This is a genomic window from Shinella sp. BE166, assembly GCF_051201095.1.
GTDB classification, from domain to species: Bacteria; Pseudomonadota; Alphaproteobacteria; order Rhizobiales; family Rhizobiaceae; genus Shinella; species Shinella lacus.
The window spans coordinates 296,182-314,452 of the sequence record NZ_JBPEHL010000002.1 but is presented as its reverse complement, the minus strand read 5'-3'; the positions used below and the strand labels follow the sequence as shown (position 1 = coordinate 314,452).

24 protein-coding genes are annotated in these 18,271 nt (G+C 64.0%); 11 read left to right on the top strand and 13 right to left on the bottom strand.

Annotation, left to right across the window (positions count from 1 at the left end):
* Positions 1-90: 90 nt before the first annotated feature.
* Both J2Y63_RS05540 and J2Y63_RS05535 read right to left on the bottom strand, forming a co-directional pair.
* A complete protein-coding gene (locus tag J2Y63_RS05540; protein WP_435265272.1) occupies positions 91-456 on the bottom strand; it encodes an MmcQ/YjbR family DNA-binding protein in 366 nt (121 codons plus the stop codon).
* 26 nt (positions 457-482) lie between these two features.
* On the bottom strand, positions 483-1,115 hold the full coding sequence (locus J2Y63_RS05535) for an ATP-dependent Clp protease proteolytic subunit (RefSeq protein WP_256118944.1): 633 nt from the start codon (positions 1,113-1,115) through the stop codon (positions 483-485).
* A 273-nt stretch (positions 1,116-1,388) separates the two neighbouring features.
* Here J2Y63_RS05535 and ggt point away from each other — a divergent pair, with 273 nt between their 5' ends.
* On the top strand, positions 1,389-3,143 hold the full coding sequence (gene ggt / locus J2Y63_RS05530) for a gamma-glutamyltransferase (RefSeq protein WP_435265271.1): 1,755 nt from the start codon (positions 1,389-1,391) through the stop codon (positions 3,141-3,143).
* Between the two features lie 63 nt (positions 3,144-3,206).
* Positions 3,207-4,457, top strand: coding sequence for a cytochrome P450 (locus J2Y63_RS05525; protein ID WP_435265270.1), 1,251 nt, complete (start codon positions 3,207-3,209; stop codon positions 4,455-4,457).
* 3 nt (positions 4,458-4,460) lie between these two features.
* Here the strand turns inward: J2Y63_RS05525 and J2Y63_RS05520 are convergent, their stop codons facing one another.
* Positions 4,461-5,261 carry an SDR family NAD(P)-dependent oxidoreductase gene (locus J2Y63_RS05520; protein WP_435265269.1) on the bottom strand — a complete coding sequence of 267 codons (801 nt, stop codon included), beginning with the start codon at positions 5,259-5,261 and terminating at the stop codon, positions 4,461-4,463.
* Between the two features lie 108 nt (positions 5,262-5,369).
* Between J2Y63_RS05520 and J2Y63_RS05515 the strand changes: the two genes are divergently transcribed.
* Positions 5,370-5,849 (top strand): MarR family winged helix-turn-helix transcriptional regulator, encoded by a 480-nt coding sequence (locus tag J2Y63_RS05515; RefSeq protein WP_435265268.1) that lies wholly within the window; start codon positions 5,370-5,372, stop codon positions 5,847-5,849.
* On the opposite strand, the gene J2Y63_RS05510 is transcribed toward J2Y63_RS05515, so the two are convergent.
* From J2Y63_RS05510 to J2Y63_RS05490, 5 genes are all read right to left on the bottom strand, one after another.
* Entirely contained in the window at positions 5,846-6,190 is a 345-nt protein-coding gene (locus J2Y63_RS05510) for a cupin domain-containing protein (protein ID WP_435265267.1), read from the bottom strand. The two genes, J2Y63_RS05515 and J2Y63_RS05510, sit on opposite strands and share 4 nt — an antisense overlap.
* Before the next feature lie 50 nt (positions 6,191-6,240).
* Positions 6,241-7,524 (bottom strand): O-acetylhomoserine aminocarboxypropyltransferase, encoded by a 1,284-nt coding sequence (locus tag J2Y63_RS05505; protein ID WP_435265266.1) that lies wholly within the window; start codon positions 7,522-7,524, stop codon positions 6,241-6,243.
* A gap of 104 nt (positions 7,525-7,628) precedes the next feature.
* The gene (locus J2Y63_RS05500) at positions 7,629-8,057 is read right to left on the bottom strand and encodes a CoA-binding protein (RefSeq protein ID WP_435265265.1); all 429 of its coding nucleotides are present in this window, start codon (positions 8,055-8,057) and stop codon (positions 7,629-7,631) included.
* Between the two features lie 68 nt (positions 8,058-8,125).
* Entirely contained in the window at positions 8,126-8,563 is a 438-nt protein-coding gene (locus tag J2Y63_RS05495; RefSeq protein WP_435265264.1) for a CoA-binding protein, read from the bottom strand.
* A 31-nt stretch (positions 8,564-8,594) separates the two neighbouring features.
* Positions 8,595-8,786 carry a hypothetical protein gene (locus J2Y63_RS05490; protein WP_435265263.1) on the bottom strand — a complete coding sequence of 64 codons (192 nt, stop codon included), beginning with the start codon at positions 8,784-8,786 and terminating at the stop codon, positions 8,595-8,597.
* Positions 8,787-8,815: 29 nt separating this feature from the next.
* On the opposite strand from J2Y63_RS05490, the gene J2Y63_RS05485 reads away from it, so the two are divergent.
* The gene (locus J2Y63_RS05485) at positions 8,816-9,652 is read left to right on the top strand and encodes an EamA family transporter (protein WP_435265262.1); all 837 of its coding nucleotides are present in this window, start codon (positions 8,816-8,818) and stop codon (positions 9,650-9,652) included.
* Positions 9,653-9,655: 3 nt separating this feature from the next.
* Here the strand turns inward: J2Y63_RS05485 and J2Y63_RS05480 are convergent, their stop codons facing one another.
* The 3 genes from J2Y63_RS05480 to J2Y63_RS05470 are packed head-to-tail and all read right to left on the bottom strand — an operon-like array spanning position 9,656 to position 11,102.
* Entirely contained in the window at positions 9,656-9,943 is a 288-nt protein-coding gene (locus J2Y63_RS05480) for a HigA family addiction module antitoxin (RefSeq protein WP_319311704.1), read from the bottom strand.
* A 13-nt stretch (positions 9,944-9,956) separates the two neighbouring features.
* Positions 9,957-10,235: a type II toxin-antitoxin system RelE/ParE family toxin gene (locus tag J2Y63_RS05475; protein ID WP_435265261.1), complete on the bottom strand. Its 279-nt coding sequence runs from the start codon at positions 10,233-10,235 to the stop codon at positions 9,957-9,959.
* A gap of 45 nt (positions 10,236-10,280) precedes the next feature.
* Positions 10,281-11,102 (bottom strand): enoyl-CoA hydratase, encoded by an 822-nt coding sequence (locus J2Y63_RS05470; RefSeq protein ID WP_435265260.1) that lies wholly within the window; start codon positions 11,100-11,102, stop codon positions 10,281-10,283.
* A gap of 138 nt (positions 11,103-11,240) precedes the next feature.
* On the opposite strand from J2Y63_RS05470, the gene J2Y63_RS05465 reads away from it, so the two are divergent.
* The 5 genes from J2Y63_RS05465 to argC all read left to right on the top strand — a co-directional run bounded on the left by J2Y63_RS05465 (position 11,241) and on the right by argC (position 14,957).
* A complete protein-coding gene (locus J2Y63_RS05465; RefSeq protein WP_435265259.1) occupies positions 11,241-11,672 on the top strand; it encodes a PaaI family thioesterase in 432 nt (143 codons plus the stop codon).
* A gap of 230 nt (positions 11,673-11,902) precedes the next feature.
* Positions 11,903-12,367, top strand: coding sequence for a 50S ribosomal protein L13 (gene rplM, locus J2Y63_RS05460; protein WP_256118930.1), 465 nt, complete (start codon positions 11,903-11,905; stop codon positions 12,365-12,367).
* 2 nt (positions 12,368-12,369) lie between these two features.
* Positions 12,370-12,846, top strand: coding sequence for a 30S ribosomal protein S9 (gene rpsI, locus J2Y63_RS05455; protein ID WP_256118929.1), 477 nt, complete (start codon positions 12,370-12,372; stop codon positions 12,844-12,846).
* Between the two features lie 130 nt (positions 12,847-12,976).
* Entirely contained in the window at positions 12,977-13,930 is a 954-nt protein-coding gene (gene speB, locus J2Y63_RS05450) for an agmatinase (protein ID WP_435265258.1), read from the top strand.
* A gap of 94 nt (positions 13,931-14,024) precedes the next feature.
* Positions 14,025-14,957 carry an N-acetyl-gamma-glutamyl-phosphate reductase gene (gene argC / locus J2Y63_RS05445; RefSeq protein WP_435265257.1) on the top strand — a complete coding sequence of 311 codons (933 nt, stop codon included), beginning with the start codon at positions 14,025-14,027 and terminating at the stop codon, positions 14,955-14,957.
* A gap of 9 nt (positions 14,958-14,966) precedes the next feature.
* Here argC and J2Y63_RS05440 read toward each other — a convergent pair whose 3' ends face one another.
* Positions 14,967-16,046, bottom strand: a complete 1,080-nt coding sequence (locus J2Y63_RS05440; protein WP_435265256.1) for a COX15/CtaA family protein — start codon at positions 16,044-16,046, stop codon at positions 14,967-14,969.
* Between the two features lie 111 nt (positions 16,047-16,157).
* On the opposite strand from J2Y63_RS05440, the gene J2Y63_RS05435 reads away from it, so the two are divergent.
* Positions 16,158-16,376 (top strand): DUF2842 domain-containing protein, encoded by a 219-nt coding sequence (locus J2Y63_RS05435; RefSeq protein ID WP_256118925.1) that lies wholly within the window; start codon positions 16,158-16,160, stop codon positions 16,374-16,376.
* Positions 16,377-16,380: 4 nt separating this feature from the next.
* On the opposite strand, the gene J2Y63_RS05430 is transcribed toward J2Y63_RS05435, so the two are convergent.
* Positions 16,381-16,827: an NUDIX hydrolase gene (locus J2Y63_RS05430; RefSeq protein ID WP_435265255.1), complete on the bottom strand. Its 447-nt coding sequence runs from the start codon at positions 16,825-16,827 to the stop codon at positions 16,381-16,383.
* A 174-nt stretch (positions 16,828-17,001) separates the two neighbouring features.
* Here J2Y63_RS05430 and J2Y63_RS05425 point away from each other — a divergent pair, with 174 nt between their 5' ends.
* Positions 17,002-18,267: a GNAT family N-acetyltransferase gene (locus tag J2Y63_RS05425; RefSeq protein ID WP_256118923.1), complete on the top strand. Its 1,266-nt coding sequence runs from the start codon at positions 17,002-17,004 to the stop codon at positions 18,265-18,267.
* Positions 18,268-18,271 lie beyond the last annotated feature (4 nt).

The window sequence follows — 18,271 nt, the reverse complement described above, 5'->3', positions numbered from 1 at the left end:
GTCACAAATCAACATAGCATTAACGGCCAATATTACCGGCTTTGCTGCGCGGATAAAGCCCCGCGATCATTACAAATCGCACGATCGCGTTCATCCGCGCATTAAGCCAAGATCTGCGCGCGCCTTGTGCGTCAACTTAGCCGCAACCAAACCGTGACTTTCCCTTAGATAGTCACACAAGGCCGCGTCGTCCACTGATTCGCCCGTTTGCCGCTGTATCCACTTCATGCCCCGTGAGGCGAGATACGGCGCGGGCCGGCATCCGGGCTGCTCGCGCAGGATATCGAAAGCGAGCTCCGACACCTTGAACGTGACGCCCGGCAGTTCCGCCTCGCTCCATCCGGCGATGGCGAAAACCTTGCCACCGACCTTCCAGACATGCGCCCCGCCCCATTGCACGACACGGGTCGTGGCCGGGAGCGAAGCGCAAAAGGCATTGTACTCGTCGAGCGTCATGGGTCGCGCAGTCCCCGACCCCGATGTTACGACGCGTCCACGCCCTCGATTGCCTCGCGGCTGGTGATGACGCGGTCGACCACACCCCAGTCCTTCGCCTCGTCGGCCGTCATGAAATGGTCGCGGTCGAGCGTCCGTTCCACTTCCTCATAGGTGCGGCCGCAGTGCTTGACGTAAATCTCATTCAGCCGACGCTTCATCTTGATGATGTCTTTTGCATGGCGCTCGATGTCGGACGCCTGGCCGGAGAAGCCGCCGGACGGCTGGTGAACCATGATGCGGGCGTTCGGCGTGGCGAAGCGCATGTCCTTGTGGCCGGCGGCCAGGAGCAGCGAGCCCATGGACGCGGCCTGGCCGATGCAGAGCGTCGACACGGCCGGGCGAATGAACTGCATCGTATCGTAGATCGCCATGCCGGACGTGACAACGCCGCCCGGCGAATTGATGTAGAGCGCGATCTCCTTCTTCGGGTTTTCGGCCTCGAGGAAGAGGAGCTGCGCGCAGACGAGCGTGGCGATGTGATCTTCGACGGGACCCGTCAGGAAGATGATACGCTCCTTGAGGAGACGCGAATAGATGTCGTAGGAACGCTCGCCGCGGTTGGTCTGCTCGACGACCATCGGCACCAGAGCCATGGCGGTATCTACGGGATTTCTCATATCAATCCTTCATCGGTGTGGCCCTGAAACCCTTCGCAAACGTTGGGAATCAGCAAGTTTCTTCTTCCCTACATAGAGTGTCAGGGTATCTGACTTCAAGACGGACGCGCGTTTTGCGGCGCTCTATGCCAGAATGGGGTTAACTGGCGCGACGCAGGAAAGCGATTTCCACAGGTGCAGCGCCGACAGGGTGAAGGAAGGATGAATCCGTCCCATCACCCTGCCCGCATTTCCCGGCGCCTTGCGCCCTTATTCCGACGGATGGAGACAGTCATGACGACACGATCTATCGCAGCCCTCGGGCTTCTTCTCGCAACCGCCGCCGGCGCATTTGCCCAGCAGGCCTCCGACACGGTCTCGCCGGAGCGCGCGACCGGCTTTTCCGCAGCCAAGGTCGTGACGACAAAGGCGCATATGGTGGCCGCCGCGCATCCGCTCGCGGCGGAGGCCGGCGAAAAGGTCCTTGCCGCCGGCGGCAGCGCCATCGACGCCATGATCGCCGTCCAGACGGTGCTCGGCCTCGTCGAGCCGCAATCCTCCGGTCTCGGCGGCGGCGCCTTCCTCGTCTATTACGATGCCGGCACGAAGCGCATCACCACGCTTGACGGCCGCGAGACCGCGCCGATGGAGGCGACCCCAAAACTCTTCCTGGATGAGACGGGCCAGCCCCTCAAATTCTTCGATGCCGTCGTCGGCGGTCGTTCGGTCGGCACGCCCGGCACCGTCATGCTGATGCAGGAGGCGCACAACCGCTGGGGCCGCACGCCCTGGAAGGACCTTTTCGCCCCGGCCGAAAAGATCGCCCGTGACGGCTTCGCCGTCTCGCCGCGCCTCGCCAGCCTGATTGCCGCGGAAGGCGACAAGCTGAAGACCTTCGAATCGACGACGTCCTACTTCTTCGGCGCCGACGGCGCGCCGTTGAAGGCCGGCACGATCCTGAAAAACCCGGCCTATGCCGAAACGCTCTCCGCCATCGCGGCAGGCGGAGCGCCCGCTTTCTATACGGGCGCCATAGCCGAGGCGATCGTCGATACGGTGCGCATGTCCGGCAAGAATGCCGGCGTGCTGGCGCTTGCAGACCTTGCCAACTACCAGGTCAAGGAGCGGCGGCCCGTCTGCGTCTCTTACCGCGCGCTCGACATCTGCGGCATGGGACCGCCCTCCTCCGGCGCGGTCGCCATCGGCCAGATGCTCGGCATCCTTGAGAATTTCGACCTCAAGGCGCTCGGCAAGGACAATCCGGAAAGCTGGCGGCTGATCGGCGATGCCCAGCGCCTCGCCTTCGCCGACCGCGAACGCTTTCTTGCCGACACCGATTTCGTGCCTTCGCCGATCAAGGGCCTTCTCGAAAAAACCTATCTCGGCGAACGGGCCAAGCTGCTCGACGGCGACAAGGCGCTCACCGATGACGCGGTGACCGCCGGCAAGCCGGAATGGGACCACGCCTTCAACTTCGGCCGCGATGCCGCGATCGAACTGCCCTCCACCAGCCATTTCGTCATCGTCGACAAGGACGGCAACGTGGTCTCGATGACCACGACCATCGAAAACGGCTTTGGTTCCCGCCTGATGACCAACGGCTTCCTGCTCAACAACGAACTGACCGACTTCTCCTTCAAGACCCATGATGAGGGCATGCCCGTCGCCAACCGTGTCGAGCCCGGCAAACGCCCCCGCTCCTCCATGTCGCCCACCATCGTCATGAAGGACGGCAAGCCGCTGCTCGCCATCGGCTCGCCCGGCGGCAGCCAGATCATCGGCTATGTCGCGCAGGCGCTTGTCGCCTATATCGACTGGGGCATGGATGTCGGCGCCATTGTCGCCATGCCGCACGCCATCAACCGCTTCGGCCCCTACGACCTCGAAGCCGGCACCGACGCAGAAAAACTCGCCGAACCGCTGAAAGCCCTCGGCTATGAAGTAAAAATCGGCGACATGAACTCCGGCCTCCACGCCATCGAACTCACCGCCGACGGCCTGAAGGGCGCCGCCGACCCGCGGCGCGAGGGGATTGCGATCGGGAAATGATGCGGCTGTTGACCACCGATCGCCGCGCTTTTACGGCGCGGCGAAATCCGCTAGGTCATTCCCATGACAACGCTCCCCTTCCCGTTTCTCTCCATCGATCCCGCCAGCCGCCGCGTCTCACTCGACGCCCGCGATCCCGCTTTCTACCGTGATCCGAACCCGGTCTATGCCGCCTTGCATGCGCACTGTCCCACCTTCTACTGGGAAGAGCGGAAACGCTGGTATTTCACCGGCTATGACCATGTTAACGGCTTGCTGCGCGACCGGCGGTTCGGGCGGCAGATCCTGCATGTGGCGACGCGGGAAGAGCTGGGCCTGCCGGAGCCGCAGGATCATGTGAGGCATTTCGATGCGGCGGAGGCGTGGTCGCTTCTGGAGCTGGAGCCGCCGGAGCACACGCGGCTGCGCACGCTCGTCAACCGCGCCTTCGTCTCGCGCACGATCGAGCGGCTGACGCCGGAGATCGCCGCGCTCTGCCATCAGGCGATCGATCGTTTCCAGAAGGATGGCAAGGTCGAGTTGCTCGCCGCCTTCGCCGATATCCTGCCGGTGACGATGATCGCCCGCATGATCGGCATTCCGGACGAGATGGGGCCGCAGCTCCTGAAATGGTCGCATGCCTATGTGCGCATGTACATGTTCGGCCGCACGCAGAACGACGAGGTCGCGGCCGACAGGGCGGCGAAGGAATTCTCCGACTATGTGCGCGGCGTCATCGCCGAGCGCCGGGCGGAGCCGCGCGACGACCTGCTCTCGCACATGGTGCACACGGAGCACCGCGGCCAGCTGCTCACCGAAGACGAGCTGATCTCGACGACCATCGTGCTGCTCAATGCCGGACATGAGGCGACGGTGCACCAGATCGGCAATGCCGTGCGCAGCATCCTCGAAAACGGCGCCGACCCGTCCGTGATCTTCGCGGACGAGACGGCGACGGAGCGCACGGTGGAGGAATGCCTGCGCATTTCCGCGCCGGTGCATATCTTCGATCGTTTCGCGCTGGAGGATGTCGAGCTCGACGGCATCCAGTTCCGCCGCGGCGACAAGGTGGCGATGATCCTCGCCGCCGCCAATCTCGATCCGAAGAAGTTTTCCGATCCGCTCGCCTTCAGGCCGGATCGCAACGAGGGCGCGAACCTCTCCTTCGGCGCCGGCATCCATTTCTGCATCGGCGCCCCGCTGGCAAGGCTGGAGCTCAATATCGCCCTGCCGATCCTGTTCCAGCGCCTGCCGGGGCTGAAGATCGCGCAAAAGCCCGTGGTCAAGGATGTTTACCATTTCCACGGGCTGGAGGCGCTGGACCTGACCTGGTGAGGCTCAGGCGGCTACGTAGCGCGTGGCCGGCTTGTTGTGCGAGATGTTCGGGCCGAGCGCCTGGCGCGCGGTTTCGTGCTTTTCCCAGTCCGCCTTTTCCGGCAGCGAGGGGATGGTGACGAGTTCGCCCTGGTCAAGGCCGGCAAGGGCGGCGTCCACGAGGTCGGCGACGTCCATGACGCGGCTCTGGTCGAGCGCCTCGACGGAGCCCCCTGCCCGGTCGAAGATTTCCGTCCGCGTCAGGCCCGGCAACACGGCCTGGAGGCGCACGCCGGTGCCGTCCAGTTCGCGGGCGAGCGACTGGGTGAAGGCGAGCACGAAGGACTTGGTGCCACTATAGGTGCCGTTGAACAGTTCCGGGATGATGGCGACGGCCGACGCGATATTGACGATCGTGCCCTTCTTGCGCGCGACGAAGGCCTGGGCTGCTGCCACGGCGAGGCGGTTGGCGGCGGTGACGTTCAGCGCGATCATCGTGTCGAGATAGTCGATGTCATCGGCGAGCAGCGCACCCTTCGGGCCGATGCCGGCATTGTTGACGAGGAGCGTGATCGCCACGTCGTCGCGGATGCGGCGTTCGACGGTGCGGACATCCGCAGGGGCCGAGAGATCGGCGCGCAGCACGTCGACGGCAACGCCATGGTCTGCCTTCAGCTTTTCGGCGAGCGCCGCAAGCCGCGCTTCGTCACGGGCGACGAGCACGAGGTCGTAGCCGCGGCGGGCGAGACGATCGGCGTAGGTGGCGCCGATGCCGGCGGATGCGCCGGTCACGAGGGCGGTTCCAAGGTTCGTTGTGCGGGTCATGTCAGGTCTCCGGTTTGAATTTAGTGGTATATGCCACTATATTGGGAGCGTTATCCGGGCTTGCAATAGGCCCGCGCGATTTTTATCGAGAGAGTAGCGAGGTGTGAGATGAGCGAAACCGACGGCGTCTGGCAGCACTGCACGAACAGCGCGATCCGTCGTGCCGCGCGGCAACTCGGCCAGCTCTATGACGACCTGATCGAACCGAGTGGGCTGAAGGGCACGCAGTTTTCGCTGATGTCGCAGATCGCGCTAGCCGGCAAGGACGGCACGCCCCTGAAGCCGCTGGCGGAGGGGCTGGTCATGGACCTCTCGGCCCTCGGCCACACGCTGAAGCCGCTCACGCGCGACGGGCTGGTCGAACTCATCCCCGATGAACGCGACGGGCGCGTGAAGCGCGCGCGGCTGACGCCGCTTGGCGCGCAAAAGCAGGAAGAGGCGCTGGCGCTCTGGCATGACGCGCAGGGGCGCTTCGACGCCGTGTTCGGCGCCGAGCGTTCGGCCGAGATGCGCAGCCTGCTCGGGCTTATCTCGACGCCCGACTTCGCCAAGGCCTTTCGGGCGGCGAAACCGGGATCCGACGATTAGAGGCGGATGACGTAGTCCTTGCGAGTCGTTTCAACGACTTCCCAGCTTCCCTTGAAGCCGGGCCTGAGGATCAGCCGGTCGCCGGCCTTGAGGTGGAAGGTCTCGCCGTCGTCGGAGGTGACGATCGAACGGCCTTCGAGGATGTGGAAATATTCCCACTCGTCATACTGGATGCGCCATTTTCCCGGCGTCGATTGCCAGATGCCCGAATAGGTGCCGCCCTCGGCCTCCTCGATGTTCCAGCTCGTGAAGACCGGATCGCCGGAAATCAGCCGGTCCGCGGCCGGCCGGCCCTCTTCCGGCACGATGCCGGAAATGTCGAAGGGTTGCGCTTTGCTCATGCTTGCTCCTTGGGAAGGATGCGGGCGGCCTCAAAGACCGCCCGGGGAAATCAGGCTTTGGCCAGCGCCTGTTCGATATCCGCGATGATGTCGGCGACATCCTCGATGCCGATCGACAGGCGCACGACATCCGGCCCGGCGCCGGCCGCGACCTGCTGCTCTTCCGAAAGCTGGCGGTGCGTCGTGGAGGATGGGTGGATGACGAGCGAGCGCGTGTCGCCGATATTGGCGAGGTGCGAGAGCATTTCGAGGCCCTCGACAAAGCGCTTTCCGGATTCGTAGCCGCCCTTCAGGCCGAAGGTGAAGACGGCGCCCGCGCCCTTCGGCGAATAACGCTGCTGCACGCCGTGGTTCGGGTCGTCGTCCAGGCCGGCATAGGTGACCCAGGAGATTTTCTCGTGCCCCTTCAGCCATTTGGCGACGGCGAGCGCATTGTCGCAATGACGCTGCATGCGCAGCGGCAGGGTCTCGATGCCGGTCAGGATCTGGAAGGCGTTGAACGGCGAGATGGCGGGGCCGAAATCACGCAGGCCCAGCACGCGGCAGGCAATGGCGAAGGCGAAATTGCCGAAGGTCGCGTGCAGCACCATGCCGGCATATTCCGGGCGCGGCTCGGAAAGGGCCGGATATTTGCCCGAGGCCGTCCAGTCGAAGGTGCCGCCGTCGACGATGACGCCGCCCATGGAATTGCCATGGCCGCCCATGAACTTGGTCAGCGAATGCACGACGATATCGGCGCCATGCTCCAGCGGGCGCACGAGATAGGGCGTCGCCATGGTGTTGTCGACGATGAGCGGCAGGCCGTGGCGGTGCGCCACGTCGGCGATGCCAGCAATGTCGACGAAGGTGCCGCCGGGGTTCGCCAGGCTCTCGATGAAGATTGCCTTGGTCTTGTCGTCGATCTGGCTTTCGAAGGAGGAAAGATCGCTCGTATCGGCCCAGCGCACATGCCAGTCGAAGCTCTTGAAGGCATTGCCGAACTGGTTGACCGAGCCGCCATAGAGTTGGCGGGCGGAGATGAAATTGTCGCCGGGGCGCATGATCGTGTGGAACACGAGGAGCTGTGCTGCGTGTCCCGAGGCGACGGCGAGCGCCGCCGTGCCGCCTTCGAGTGCTGCGACGCGCTCTTCGAGCACGGCCTGCGTCGGATTCATGATGCGGGTGTAGATATTGCCGAAGGCCTGCAGGCCGAAGAGCGAGGCGGCGTGGTCCGTATCGTTGAAGACGAAGCTGGTCGTCTGGTAGATCGGCGTCGCGCGGGCACCCGTCGTCGGGTCCGGCTGGGCACCGGCGTGGATGGCGAGCGTGGAAAATCCGGGCTTGTTCTTCGTCATGAAATGGCCTCCCTGGCTGAAGTCGGGCGCACTATTTCAGAGGGATAGGGGCCGGTCAAAGAAAGAATTTCCGGTGCGACGATCGGTTTTGCGCCGCGAAAATCTCACGCGACGAGGCGCGGATATTCGATCGCCGGGCAGCGATCCATCACCACCTTGATGCCCGAAGCTTCCGCCGTGGCGGCGGCCTCATCATGGCGCACGGAAAGCTGACCCCAGATGACTTTCGGCAGAGAAGAAAGCGCCAGGGCCTCCTCGACGACCGACGGCAGCGCATCGGCCGCGCGAAAAACGTCGATCATGTCGATCGGCTCGACGATGTCGGCAAGGCGGGCGACGACGGGCTGGCCGAGAATTTCCTTGCCGGCCTGGCCGGGATTGACCGGGATGACGCGATAGCCCTTGCGCAGCAGGAAGGCCATCACCCGATGGCTCGGCCGCTCCGGGTTCCGCGAGGCGCCGACGAGCGCGATCAGCTTGGTCGAGCGCAGGATGTCGGCGATGTAATAGTCTGGATAGGAATCATGATTCATGGCGTTATCCCGTCTTCTCGGGGGAGAATTGGGGTAACGCTGCGTGAAGTCAATATTATTGACAACCGTCAGGATGCCTTGAGCATCAGCACCGGATATTCCGTCACCGGGCAACGATCCATGACGACCTGGATGCCGGCGGCCTCCGCACGCGCTGCCGCCGCATCGTCGCGCACGGTGAACTGGCCCCAGATGACCGCGGGCAGCGGGCGGAGCGCCAGCACCTCGTCGACCACCGCCCCGAACTGGCTGGCCGCGCGAAAAACGTCGACCATGTCGATCGGCTCGGGGATGTCGGAGAGATGGGCGTAGACGGTCTGGCCGAGGATGGTTTTGCCGGCATGACCGGGATTGACCGGAAAGACGCGATAGCCCTTGCCTAGCAGGAAACCCATCACCCCATGGCTCGGCCGCCCGTCGTTCGGCGAGGCGCCCAGCACGGCGATGGTATGCACGGATTTGAGGATATGGCGGATATAGCTATCGGCATAGTGATCGTGGTTCATCGCTGCCTCCTCCGGCGTTGGCGACCGTCTCTCACACGTCTTCCAGATAGGCATAGTAGCGCAAAACCTTAAAGAAGACGACCGGGCGGGTGCCCGCAAAAGCCTGCGAATTGTGCCAATCCGGATCACATTTGAGGGTTTCATCGTTCCCGCCGGTCGAAATCGCTGAAAATCCCGATTGCAAATCGCCGGTTTTGCGCAGATGAAGGGGCCAACTCCCCATCCGCCTGCCCGCCCCCCCGAGGTCCCAGATTGCCGCTAGACGTCCTTTTTCTCGTGCTGTTCGGCGCGGCTCTGCATGCGGTCTGGAATGCGCTGGTCAAATCCGGCACGGACAAATCGCTCGATGCCGCCATGGTCTCGCTCGGCGGCGGCATGGTCGGCCTCGCCTGCCTGTGGCTGGTGCCGCTTCCACATCCCGAGGCCTGGCCGTTCATCCTGACCTCGGCCGTCCTGCAATTCGCCTATTTCCAGCTTGTCGCAGCGGCCTACCGGGCGGGGGACATCGGCCTCGTCTATCCCCTGATGCGCGGCGCCGCCCCCCTTCTCGTCGCCACCACCAGCGGCCTCGTGCTCGGCGAACATCTGACGCCCACCGCCATGGCCGGCGTGCTCATCATCTCCGCCGGCGTGCTCACACTCGCCTTCGAATCGCGCCACGGCAGCCGGCGCGCCATCGTCTTTGCGCTGGCAAACGCCGTCGTCATCGCGAGCTACACCTTCGTGGACGCCGCGGGCGCTCGCGCATCCGGCGATGCCATATCCTATACGCTCTGGATGTCTCTGCTGCCGCCGGTGCTGCTGTTCGGCTGGGCGATCTCGCAGCGCGGCGTCGCCCCGGTCTGGAACCATGTGCGCCGCAACTGGATGCGCGGCCTCCTCGGCGGCGGCGGCTCAATCGCCTCCTACGGCCTCGCGCTATGGGCGATGACGAAAGCCCCCGTCGCGACTGTCGCAGCCCTACGCGAAACCGCCATCCTCTTCGCCCTCCTCATCTCGGTCTTCATCCTCAAGGAGAAAGCCAGCATCTGGCGCTACATCGCCGGCGCGGTGATTGCCGGTGGGGTGCTGGTGCTGAAGCTGGCTTGAGCGTCACGCGGCTGTCTGCGCCGGCAGGACCTCTCGCAGTATCTTTTCGCCACCCGTACGCTGGGCGACCGCAAGATCGTAAGCGGCCTGCAAGCCGAGCCAGAATTGCGGATCATTTCCGAAATAACGCCCCAGGCGCAGTGCCGTATCGGCGGAAACGCCTCGTTTTCCGTTCAGTATCTCCGACACCCGCCCGGAATTGATCCGCAGCGCAAGCGCAAGCGCATTGCCGCTCATTTGGCGCGCTTCCAGTTCCTCCTTCAGGATCGAGCCGGGATGGACCTCGAACATTCGCTTTCTCCAATCAATGATAGTCAACGATCTCGACATCGTAGGCGTCGCCGTTCTCGAAGCGGAAACAGAGGCGCCACGGTCCGTTGATCGTCATGGCCCACTGGCCCTTGCGGTCACCGCTCAGCTTGTGAAGCCCGATCGATTTCAGCGGTGAAATATCGTCGAGACTTCGCGCCGTGTTCAGAACGTTCAGGCGTGCCATCGCCTTTGCTGGGTCGAGCCCCGAAAATCGGGACTTTCCAGCCTCGATGAACTGCCTTGTCGCCGTGTCCGCAATGGACTTGATCATCCGGTCAGCATACTACGCTTTCCGATGTACATCCAGCGGAAAGCCTCAGCGCTTTCCCCACTCCGGCATGCGCTTGTCGAGAAAGGCGCCGATGCCCTCCTTCGCGTCATCGGCGAACATGTTGTCCACCATCGTCGCCACGGCCACGTCGTAGGCATCCCGCAGCGGCAGGCCGGCTTGGGCGCGCATGGCGGCTTTGCCGATGCGGAGCGCCTGGGGCGACTTGGAGGCGATGACGGCGGCGTATTTGTCGACGACTTGGCGCAGGTACTGCTGCGGCACGATGCGGTTGACGAGGCCGAAATCCTTGGCGGTCGAGGCGTCGATCGTCTCGCCGGTCAGCAGCATTTCCATCGCCTGCTTGGGGTGCGCGGCGCGGGTGACGGCAACCATCGGCGTCGAGCAGAACAGGCCGATATTGACGCCCGGCGTGCAGAAGGTGGAGGTGTCGGTGCAGATGGCGAGGTCGCAGCTTGCGACGAGCTGGCAGCCGGCAGCCGTTGCGAGGCCGTCGATCTCGGCCACCACGGGCTGTGGCAGCGCGGCGATCTTCAGCATGAGATCGGCCGCCATGCGCATCGTCTTCTCGAAGAAGGCGCGGCCGCCGTCGGCATCGCCGCGGCGCGCCGTCATTTCCTTGAGATCGTGGCCGGCGGAAAAGACTTTTCCGGTCGAAGCAAGAATGACGATGCGGATCGCCTCGTCGGCGGCAGCGGCATCGAGCGCCGCGCCGAGCGCCTCCATGACGGCGATGGAAAGCGCGTTGGCCGGCGGATTGTTCAGCGTGATCCGGAGGATGGGTGCGAAGCGCTCGACCTTTACCGGGTTGACCGGCTCCTCTTTCCTGAACGACACCACATCCGCCATGACCGGCCTCCTTCGCTGTTCGGTTTTGCGGTCCTACGCCTCGCGGCAGACAGTTTCAAGCACGGCGCCATAGACTTTGAGGGGGCTTGCCGCGGCCGGCAAATCGGTCTGTAAACGCAGGCGACTGGAGACGTGCCGATGAAACTGACGCCGATCATGGACCCGGAAGCGCTGAACCGCTTCCTCGAAGCCGATTTTCCGCAGCTTCATACTGACGGCAAGGTTTTCGAGGTGATGGAGGTCCATCCCGGCGCGATCGTCATGCGCCTCATGCCCAATGAACGGCACCTGCGCCCCGGCGGCACCATCTCCGGCCCCACGCTCTTTGCGCTTGCCGATGTCGGCGCCTGGTGCGCAGTGCTGGCGCATATCGGCCCGGTGGCGCTCGCCGTCACCACCAATCTCAACATCAATTTCCTGCGCAAGCCGGCGCCCGGCCCCCTCTCCTGCACCTGCCGGGTCCTGAAGCTCGGCAAGCGGCTCGCGATCGTGGAAGCGTCGATTTTCGACGAGGATGCCGAGGATCTGGTGGCGCATGCCACCGCGACTTACTCGATTCCGCCGCGATAATTTGTGGTATCAAAATACCACATAAGCAAGCCATTGTTTTTGCTATATTATCTTTGGCGCCGCCCGGATCGCGTCTCTTGACGCCCAAGCAACACTCGCTTATAAGCCGCCCAGATCGCGGTCCTTTGGCGCCGCTTTCGATTTTTGGCGTCCGCAAGGGGGCCAAACCAAGCAACAAAAAGCGCCCAAAGCCGCAAGGTTTCGGGACCCCTAAAGAAAGAGCTACTCCCATGGGAACCTTCGTACAGAAGCCCGCCGAGGTAGAGAAGAAGTGGATCCTCATCGACGCCGAAGGCCTCGTTGTCGGTCGCCTCGCTACCCTGATTGCAAACCGCCTGCGCGGCAAGCATAAGGCAACCTTCACCCCCCACGTCGACGACGGTGACAACATCATCGTTATCAACGCCGAGAAGGTCGTCTTCACCGGCAAGAAGTATTCCGACAAGACGTATTACTGGCACACCGGTTATCCGGGTGGCATCAAGGAGCGTACGGCTCGCCAGATCATCGAAGGCCGCTTCCCGGAGCGCGTTCTCGAAAAGGCTGTCGAACGCATGGTTCCGCGCGGCCCGCTCGGCCGTCGCCAGATGAAGAACCTGCGCGTCTATGCCGGCTCCAACCATCCGCATGAAGCCCAGCAGCCCGTCACCCTCGACGTCGCCAAGCTGAACAGCAAGAACACAAGGAGCGCCTGATCATGGCCGACCTCTCCTCGCTCAAGGACCTCGGCGTCGCTGCCGCAGCTCCCGCTGCCTCCGCCCCGGTTCACGTCAAGAAGGTTGACGCCCAGGGCCGCTCCTACGCCACCGGCAAGCGCAAGAACGCTGTCGCCCGCGTATGGGTCAAGCCGGGCTCCGGCAAGATCACCGTCAACGGCAAGTCTTTCGAGACCTACTTCGCCCGCCCGGTTCTGCAGATGATCCTGCAGCAGCCGATCATCGCGGCTGCCCGTGACGGCCAGTTCGACATCGTTGCCACCGTCGCCGGCGGCGGTCTTTCCGGCCAGGCCGGTGCCGTTCGTCACGGCGTCTCCAAGGCACTGACCTACTTCGAACCGGGCCTGCGCGCGGTTCTGAAGAAGGGTGGCTTCCTGACCCGCGATTCGCGCGTCGTCGAACGCAAGAAGTACGGCAAGGCCAAGGCCCGCCGTTCGTTCCAGTTCTCCAAGCGTTAATCGCTCGGACGATTTTTGGTTCAGGAAAGGCCGGGGTTCGCCCCGGCCTTTTCGTTTTCGGCGTGTAGAATCCCTCTTGCCTTAAAGCCCGCGATTGGCGAACGTCCGGCCAGATTTCGGAGGGAATTTCATGGCCAACAAGACGATCGACCACGCCATCACGGCAAAATCGCTGAAAAGCGCTGCCTCGGATCCGACCCATGCCGGCATCCTCTCCTTCATGCGCCGGCGCTATTCGAAGGTGCTGAAGGATGTCGATGCGGTCGTCTGGGGCATTCCCTTCGATGCCGCGACCTCCAACCGCCCCGGCACGCGCTTCGGGCCGCAGGCGATCCGCCGGGCTTCGGCGATCATGGACAACGATCCGCAATATCCCTTCGAGCGCGACCTCTTCGAGGACATGGCCGTCATCGACTATGGTGATTGCCTGCTCGACTACGGCAACCACCAGAAGACGCCGGGAACGATCGAGCGCGAGGCGAAGAAGATCCTCAAATCCGGCGCCTACATGCTGACGCTCGGCGGCGATCATTTCATCACGCTGCCGATCCTGCGCGCACACGCCGAAAAATACGGCCCGCTGTCGCTCGTCCAATTCGATGCGCACCAGGATACCTGGGCCGATGAGAAGGGCCGCATCGACCATGGCTCTTTCGTCGGCACGGCTGTGCGCGAGGGGCTGATCGATGCGGAGACGTCGATCCAGATCGGCATCCGCACCCACGCGCCGGAGGATTGCGGCATCCGCATCCTCTATGGCTACGAGGTGGAGGAGATGACGGCCGGCGAACTCGCCGACACGATCGTCCACCATGTGGCCGACCGCGCAACCTACCTCACCTTCGACATCGACTGCCTCGACCCGGCCTATGCGCCCGGCACCGGCACGCCGGTCTCCGGCGGCCCGTCGAGCTCGAAAATCCTGTCGGTGCTGCGCAAGCTCGGCGCGCTGAACGTCGTCGGCTCGGATGTCGTCGAGGTTTCGCCGGCCTATGACCATGCCGACATCACCGCCATCGCCGGCTCGACCATCGCCATGTACATGCTGGGGCTGCACGCCGCGCAGCTCGCGGAACGGCGCTGAACCGTCGGCATTGAATGCGACAAGGCAAGCCGCTATATCGGGCCGACCCTCGCGGGCGGTCCGCGGCGCATGCATTGACAGGATGGGATTCCAGATGAAACCGAAGATCTTCATCGATGGCGAACACGGCACGACGGGCCTGCAGATCCGCACGCGCATGGCCGGCCGCGACGATGTCGAGCTTCTGTCGATTCCGGAGGCCGAGCGGCGCAATGCGAAGCTGCGCGAAGACCTGCTGAACGGCGCCGACGTCGCGATCCTCTGCCTGCCGGACGATGCCGCCAAGGAAGCCGTCGCCATGGTCGCCGGCAACAATTCCGTGCGCATCATCGACACCTCGACTGCGCACCGCGTCCACCCCGACTGGGCCTACGGCTTCGCCGAAATGGACCGCGCGCAGCCGAAGAAGATCGCCGACGCCCGCTATGTCGCCAATCCCGGCTGCTACCCGACCGGAGCCATCGGCCTCATCCGCCCGCTGCGCCTCGCCGGCATCCTGCCGGAGGACTATCCGGTCACCGTCAACGCGGTCTCCGGCTATACCGGCGGCGGCAAGCAGATGATCGCGCAGATGGAAGACGCCGGGCACCCGGAGCACATCTCTTCGCCCCACTTCCTCTACGGCCTGCCGCTGAAGCACAAGCATGTGCCGGAAATGCAGGTGCACGGCATGCTGTCGCGCGCGCCCCTCTTCTCGCCGTCGGTCGGAAAATTTGCCCAAGGCATGATCGTGCAGGTGCCGCTCTATCTCGCCGACCTCAACGACCACGCCTCGCTGGGCTCTATCCATGAGGCGCTGGTCGCGCACTATGCAGGCCAGGACATCGTCGACGTGGTCGACCTCAAGGAAAGCGCCGCACTCCCCCGCGTCAACGCCGTGGAACTCGCCGATACCGACCGCATGAAGCTCTACGTCTTCGGCACCGCCGGCGCCCCCCACGTCAACCTCGTCGCCCTGCTCGACAATCTCGGCAAGGGCGCTTCGGGCGCTGCGGTGCAGAACATGGATCTGATGCTGTGGGGCTGAGTTTCGCCCCTAGCGCTCATACTCCCCGACAAACCCGCGCCAGTGCGCGACCGCAAAACCCAGCACGATCAGCGCGCCGCCCTGGTGCGCCAGCGCCCAGCCGAGCGGCACCTGCCAGATCAGCGTCAGGATGCCGATCGTTGCCTGGAGACAGATGAGGGCGAAGAGGACGAAGGCGCGGCGGGCGTGGGTGGTTTCGGGGGCGGCGCGCAGCGATGAGAGCATGTGGATCAGCACGAGCGCGAACAGCACGTAGGCGCCGATGCGGTGGACGAACTGCACGGTCTTCGGGTTCTCGAAGAGGTTGATCCACCAGGGCTGCTGGAGGAAGAGGCCGCCGGGCACGACGGCGCCGTCCATCAGCGGCCAGGTGTTGTAGGACAGGCCGGCGTCGAGGCCGGCGACGAGCGCACCGAGATAGATCTGGAAGATCGCCATGCACGCGATGATGCCCGCCATGCGCTGCGAGGTCGCGGTTGGGGCCGGATCGTCGCTGTGCGGCGAGAGTGCGCGCATCAGCCAGGTGGTCCAGGCGAAGATCAGACAGGCGATGGTGAGGTGGGTGGCGAGCCGATACTGGCTGACGGACACGCGGTCGGCGAGGCCCGACGAGACCATCCACCAGCCGATGAAGCCCTGGAAACCGCCGAGCGCCAGAAGCCCGACGAGCGGCCAGCGCAGCTTCTTCTCGATGCGGCCGGTCAGCCAGAAGAAGGCGAGCGGCACGGCGAAGACGAAGCCGATGGAGCGCGCGATCAGCCGGTGCGCCCATTCCCACCAGAAGATCGTCTTGAACTCGTCGACGGTCATGCCCTTGTTGATCTGCTCATATTGCGGAATGCGCTTGTAGAGGTCGAATTCCTCCTGCCATTCGGCTGCGGTGATCGGCGGGATGACGCCGTGGATCGGTTTCCATTCGGTGATGGAAAGCCCGGATTCGGTGAGCCGAGTCGCGCCGCCGACAAGCACCAGCACGAACAGCGTGAACAGCACGAAGCCGAGCCACCGGCGCACCTGGCGGCGGTTGCGGTCGGTCTTGTCCGTGTCGTAGTCACTGCGGTATGCGGTCGCGGTGGTGGCGGTCATCATAACTGCTCCTTGTCTTGGCGTTGATTTGCCCGACCGGGCCGTGCAAAACAAGGCCCGAACCTTTGCGGCATGCCGTCGCGCCCTTGCCGCTTATGAATTGAAAGACCGCCAATGCCCCCTCGCCTGCGCAAACTGATCGGCACCGTGCTGATCATCATCCTCGTTCTCGTCTACGCGCTGATCGCGACCACGGTCGCGGTGGCGACCTTGGGGGAATCGCCGTGGTGGACCCACCTCATCTATTTCACGGTGACCGGCCTGCTCTGGATCCTGCCGGCCATGCTGATCATCAAGTGGATGGAAAAGCCGGGCAAGCCGCGCGACGAATAGGCCGCTATCGCGCCCTGATGTGGGCGGCGAGGCCGGTCGGATAGAGCTCCCAGCCGTTCGGCAAGGCATCCGGCATGAACCAGCGCGCCGTCCAGACCGAGCGGTCGTGCTCGACCAGCGTGATTTCCGGGCGGCGGTAAAGGCTTTCGTCCAGCAGGCGGATCGGCGCGGCGAAGATGAATTCGTGGCCGCGCGCGCCCTCGTGCCAGAAGAGATTCTCGAAGACGGTCCACGGGCCGTTGATGGCGATGCCGCAGTTGAGTTCCTCGCGGAATTCGCGCGCCAGCGCCTCCTCCCGCGTCTCTCCGAATTCGACGGTACCGCCGGGCGGGCGAACGCCCTTCACGCTGCCGTCGTCCCGCGTCACTTCCGCGGCGAGCAGCCGGCTGCCCTGCCAGGCGAGGCCCAGCACCTTCACATGGATTTTCTGCGGCGGGCGCCATGTCTGCATGTCTTCCTCCTGCCCTTTGCTTTTGCCGGATTTCGTTATGAACTTGCTAACCGCGCTTGCCAATTTCGCCCGGCAAACGGGGTGATGCCACTGGATTTAAACCATTTCCGCAAGTCTGGTGCCTATGGTGTTTGTGCGGCGATCCGGCCGCATCGGGTGCATAAGGGCGACGCCATGGGAGCGATGCAACTCAATTTCCAGATCATGCCGTCCGAGCGCGAGCTCGCGAGCCGCTATTTGGGCCTCGTCGCCGGCGGCGAGCGCACGCCCTCGACGGTGCCGCTGTCGATCCGCCTGCACGATCGCATGGAATCGCTGGAAACCCGCTGGCGGGCGCTCGAAGCGGAAAACAAGCTTTCGCTTCACCAGAGCTATGACTGGTGCCGCGCCTGGGCGGAGACCCATGCCTGCAAGCTCCTGATCGTCGAAGGTTTTTCCGGCGGGCGCACCCATCTCATCCTGCCGCTCGAAATCGTGCGCCACGGGCCGGTGCGCACCGCCCGCTTTCTCGCGACCTCCTTCAGCAACATCAATACCGGGCTGTATACCGAGGAATTCCACTTCCTCGCCGCGCCGCCGCGCCTGCGGCAGGCTTTTGAACAGGCCCGCAGCCAGTTTGCTCGCTATTTCGACCTGTTCATGCTGGAAAAGGTGCCGCTCAACTGGCGCGGGGAAACGAATTCCTTTGCCGACCTGCCCTCGGTGCTGAACCAGAACGCTGCCTTCCAGCTCGAGCTTTTCGACGATTTCGACCGCACGCTGGCGCAGGTCAATGCAAAACGCCGCCGCAAGAAATTCCGCCTCTCCGAGCGCCGGCTGGCGACACTCGGCGGCTATGAACATGTGGTCGCCTCCACCAACGAGGAAAGCCGCCACCTGCTCGAAACCTTCTTTCGCCAGAAGGCCGCGCGTTTCGACACGATGGGCCTGCCGGATGTCTTTCGCGACGAGGAAACGCGCAATTTCTTCCGCCGCGCGATCGCGGTGCCGGCCAAGGACGGCAACTATCCGCTCCAGATCCATGCCGTGCGCCTGAAGGGTGAAAACGACGGGCGCATCGTCGCCATTGCCGGTCTTTCGCGCAAGGGCGACCATGTGATCTGCCAGTTCGGCTCGATCGACGACACGATCGCGGCGGATGCCAGCCCCGGCGAATTCCTGTTCTACCTGGCGATCCGCAAACTGTGCGGCGAAGGCGTGCGCCTCTTCGATTTCGGCATCGGCGACCAGCCCTACAAGCGCTCCTGGTGCACGATCGAAACGCCGCAGCACGACCTGCTCTGGCCGACGACGGTGGCCGGCAGCATGGTTGCGGCGGTGCACCGGGCAAAAGCGGGCGCCAAGCGGCTCATCAAGCAGAACCCGCAGGTCTATTCCTTCCTGCAGCGCATGCGCTCGGGCAAGACGGAGTTCGTCCGCGCCGGCGACGACGCGGAATAGAGCT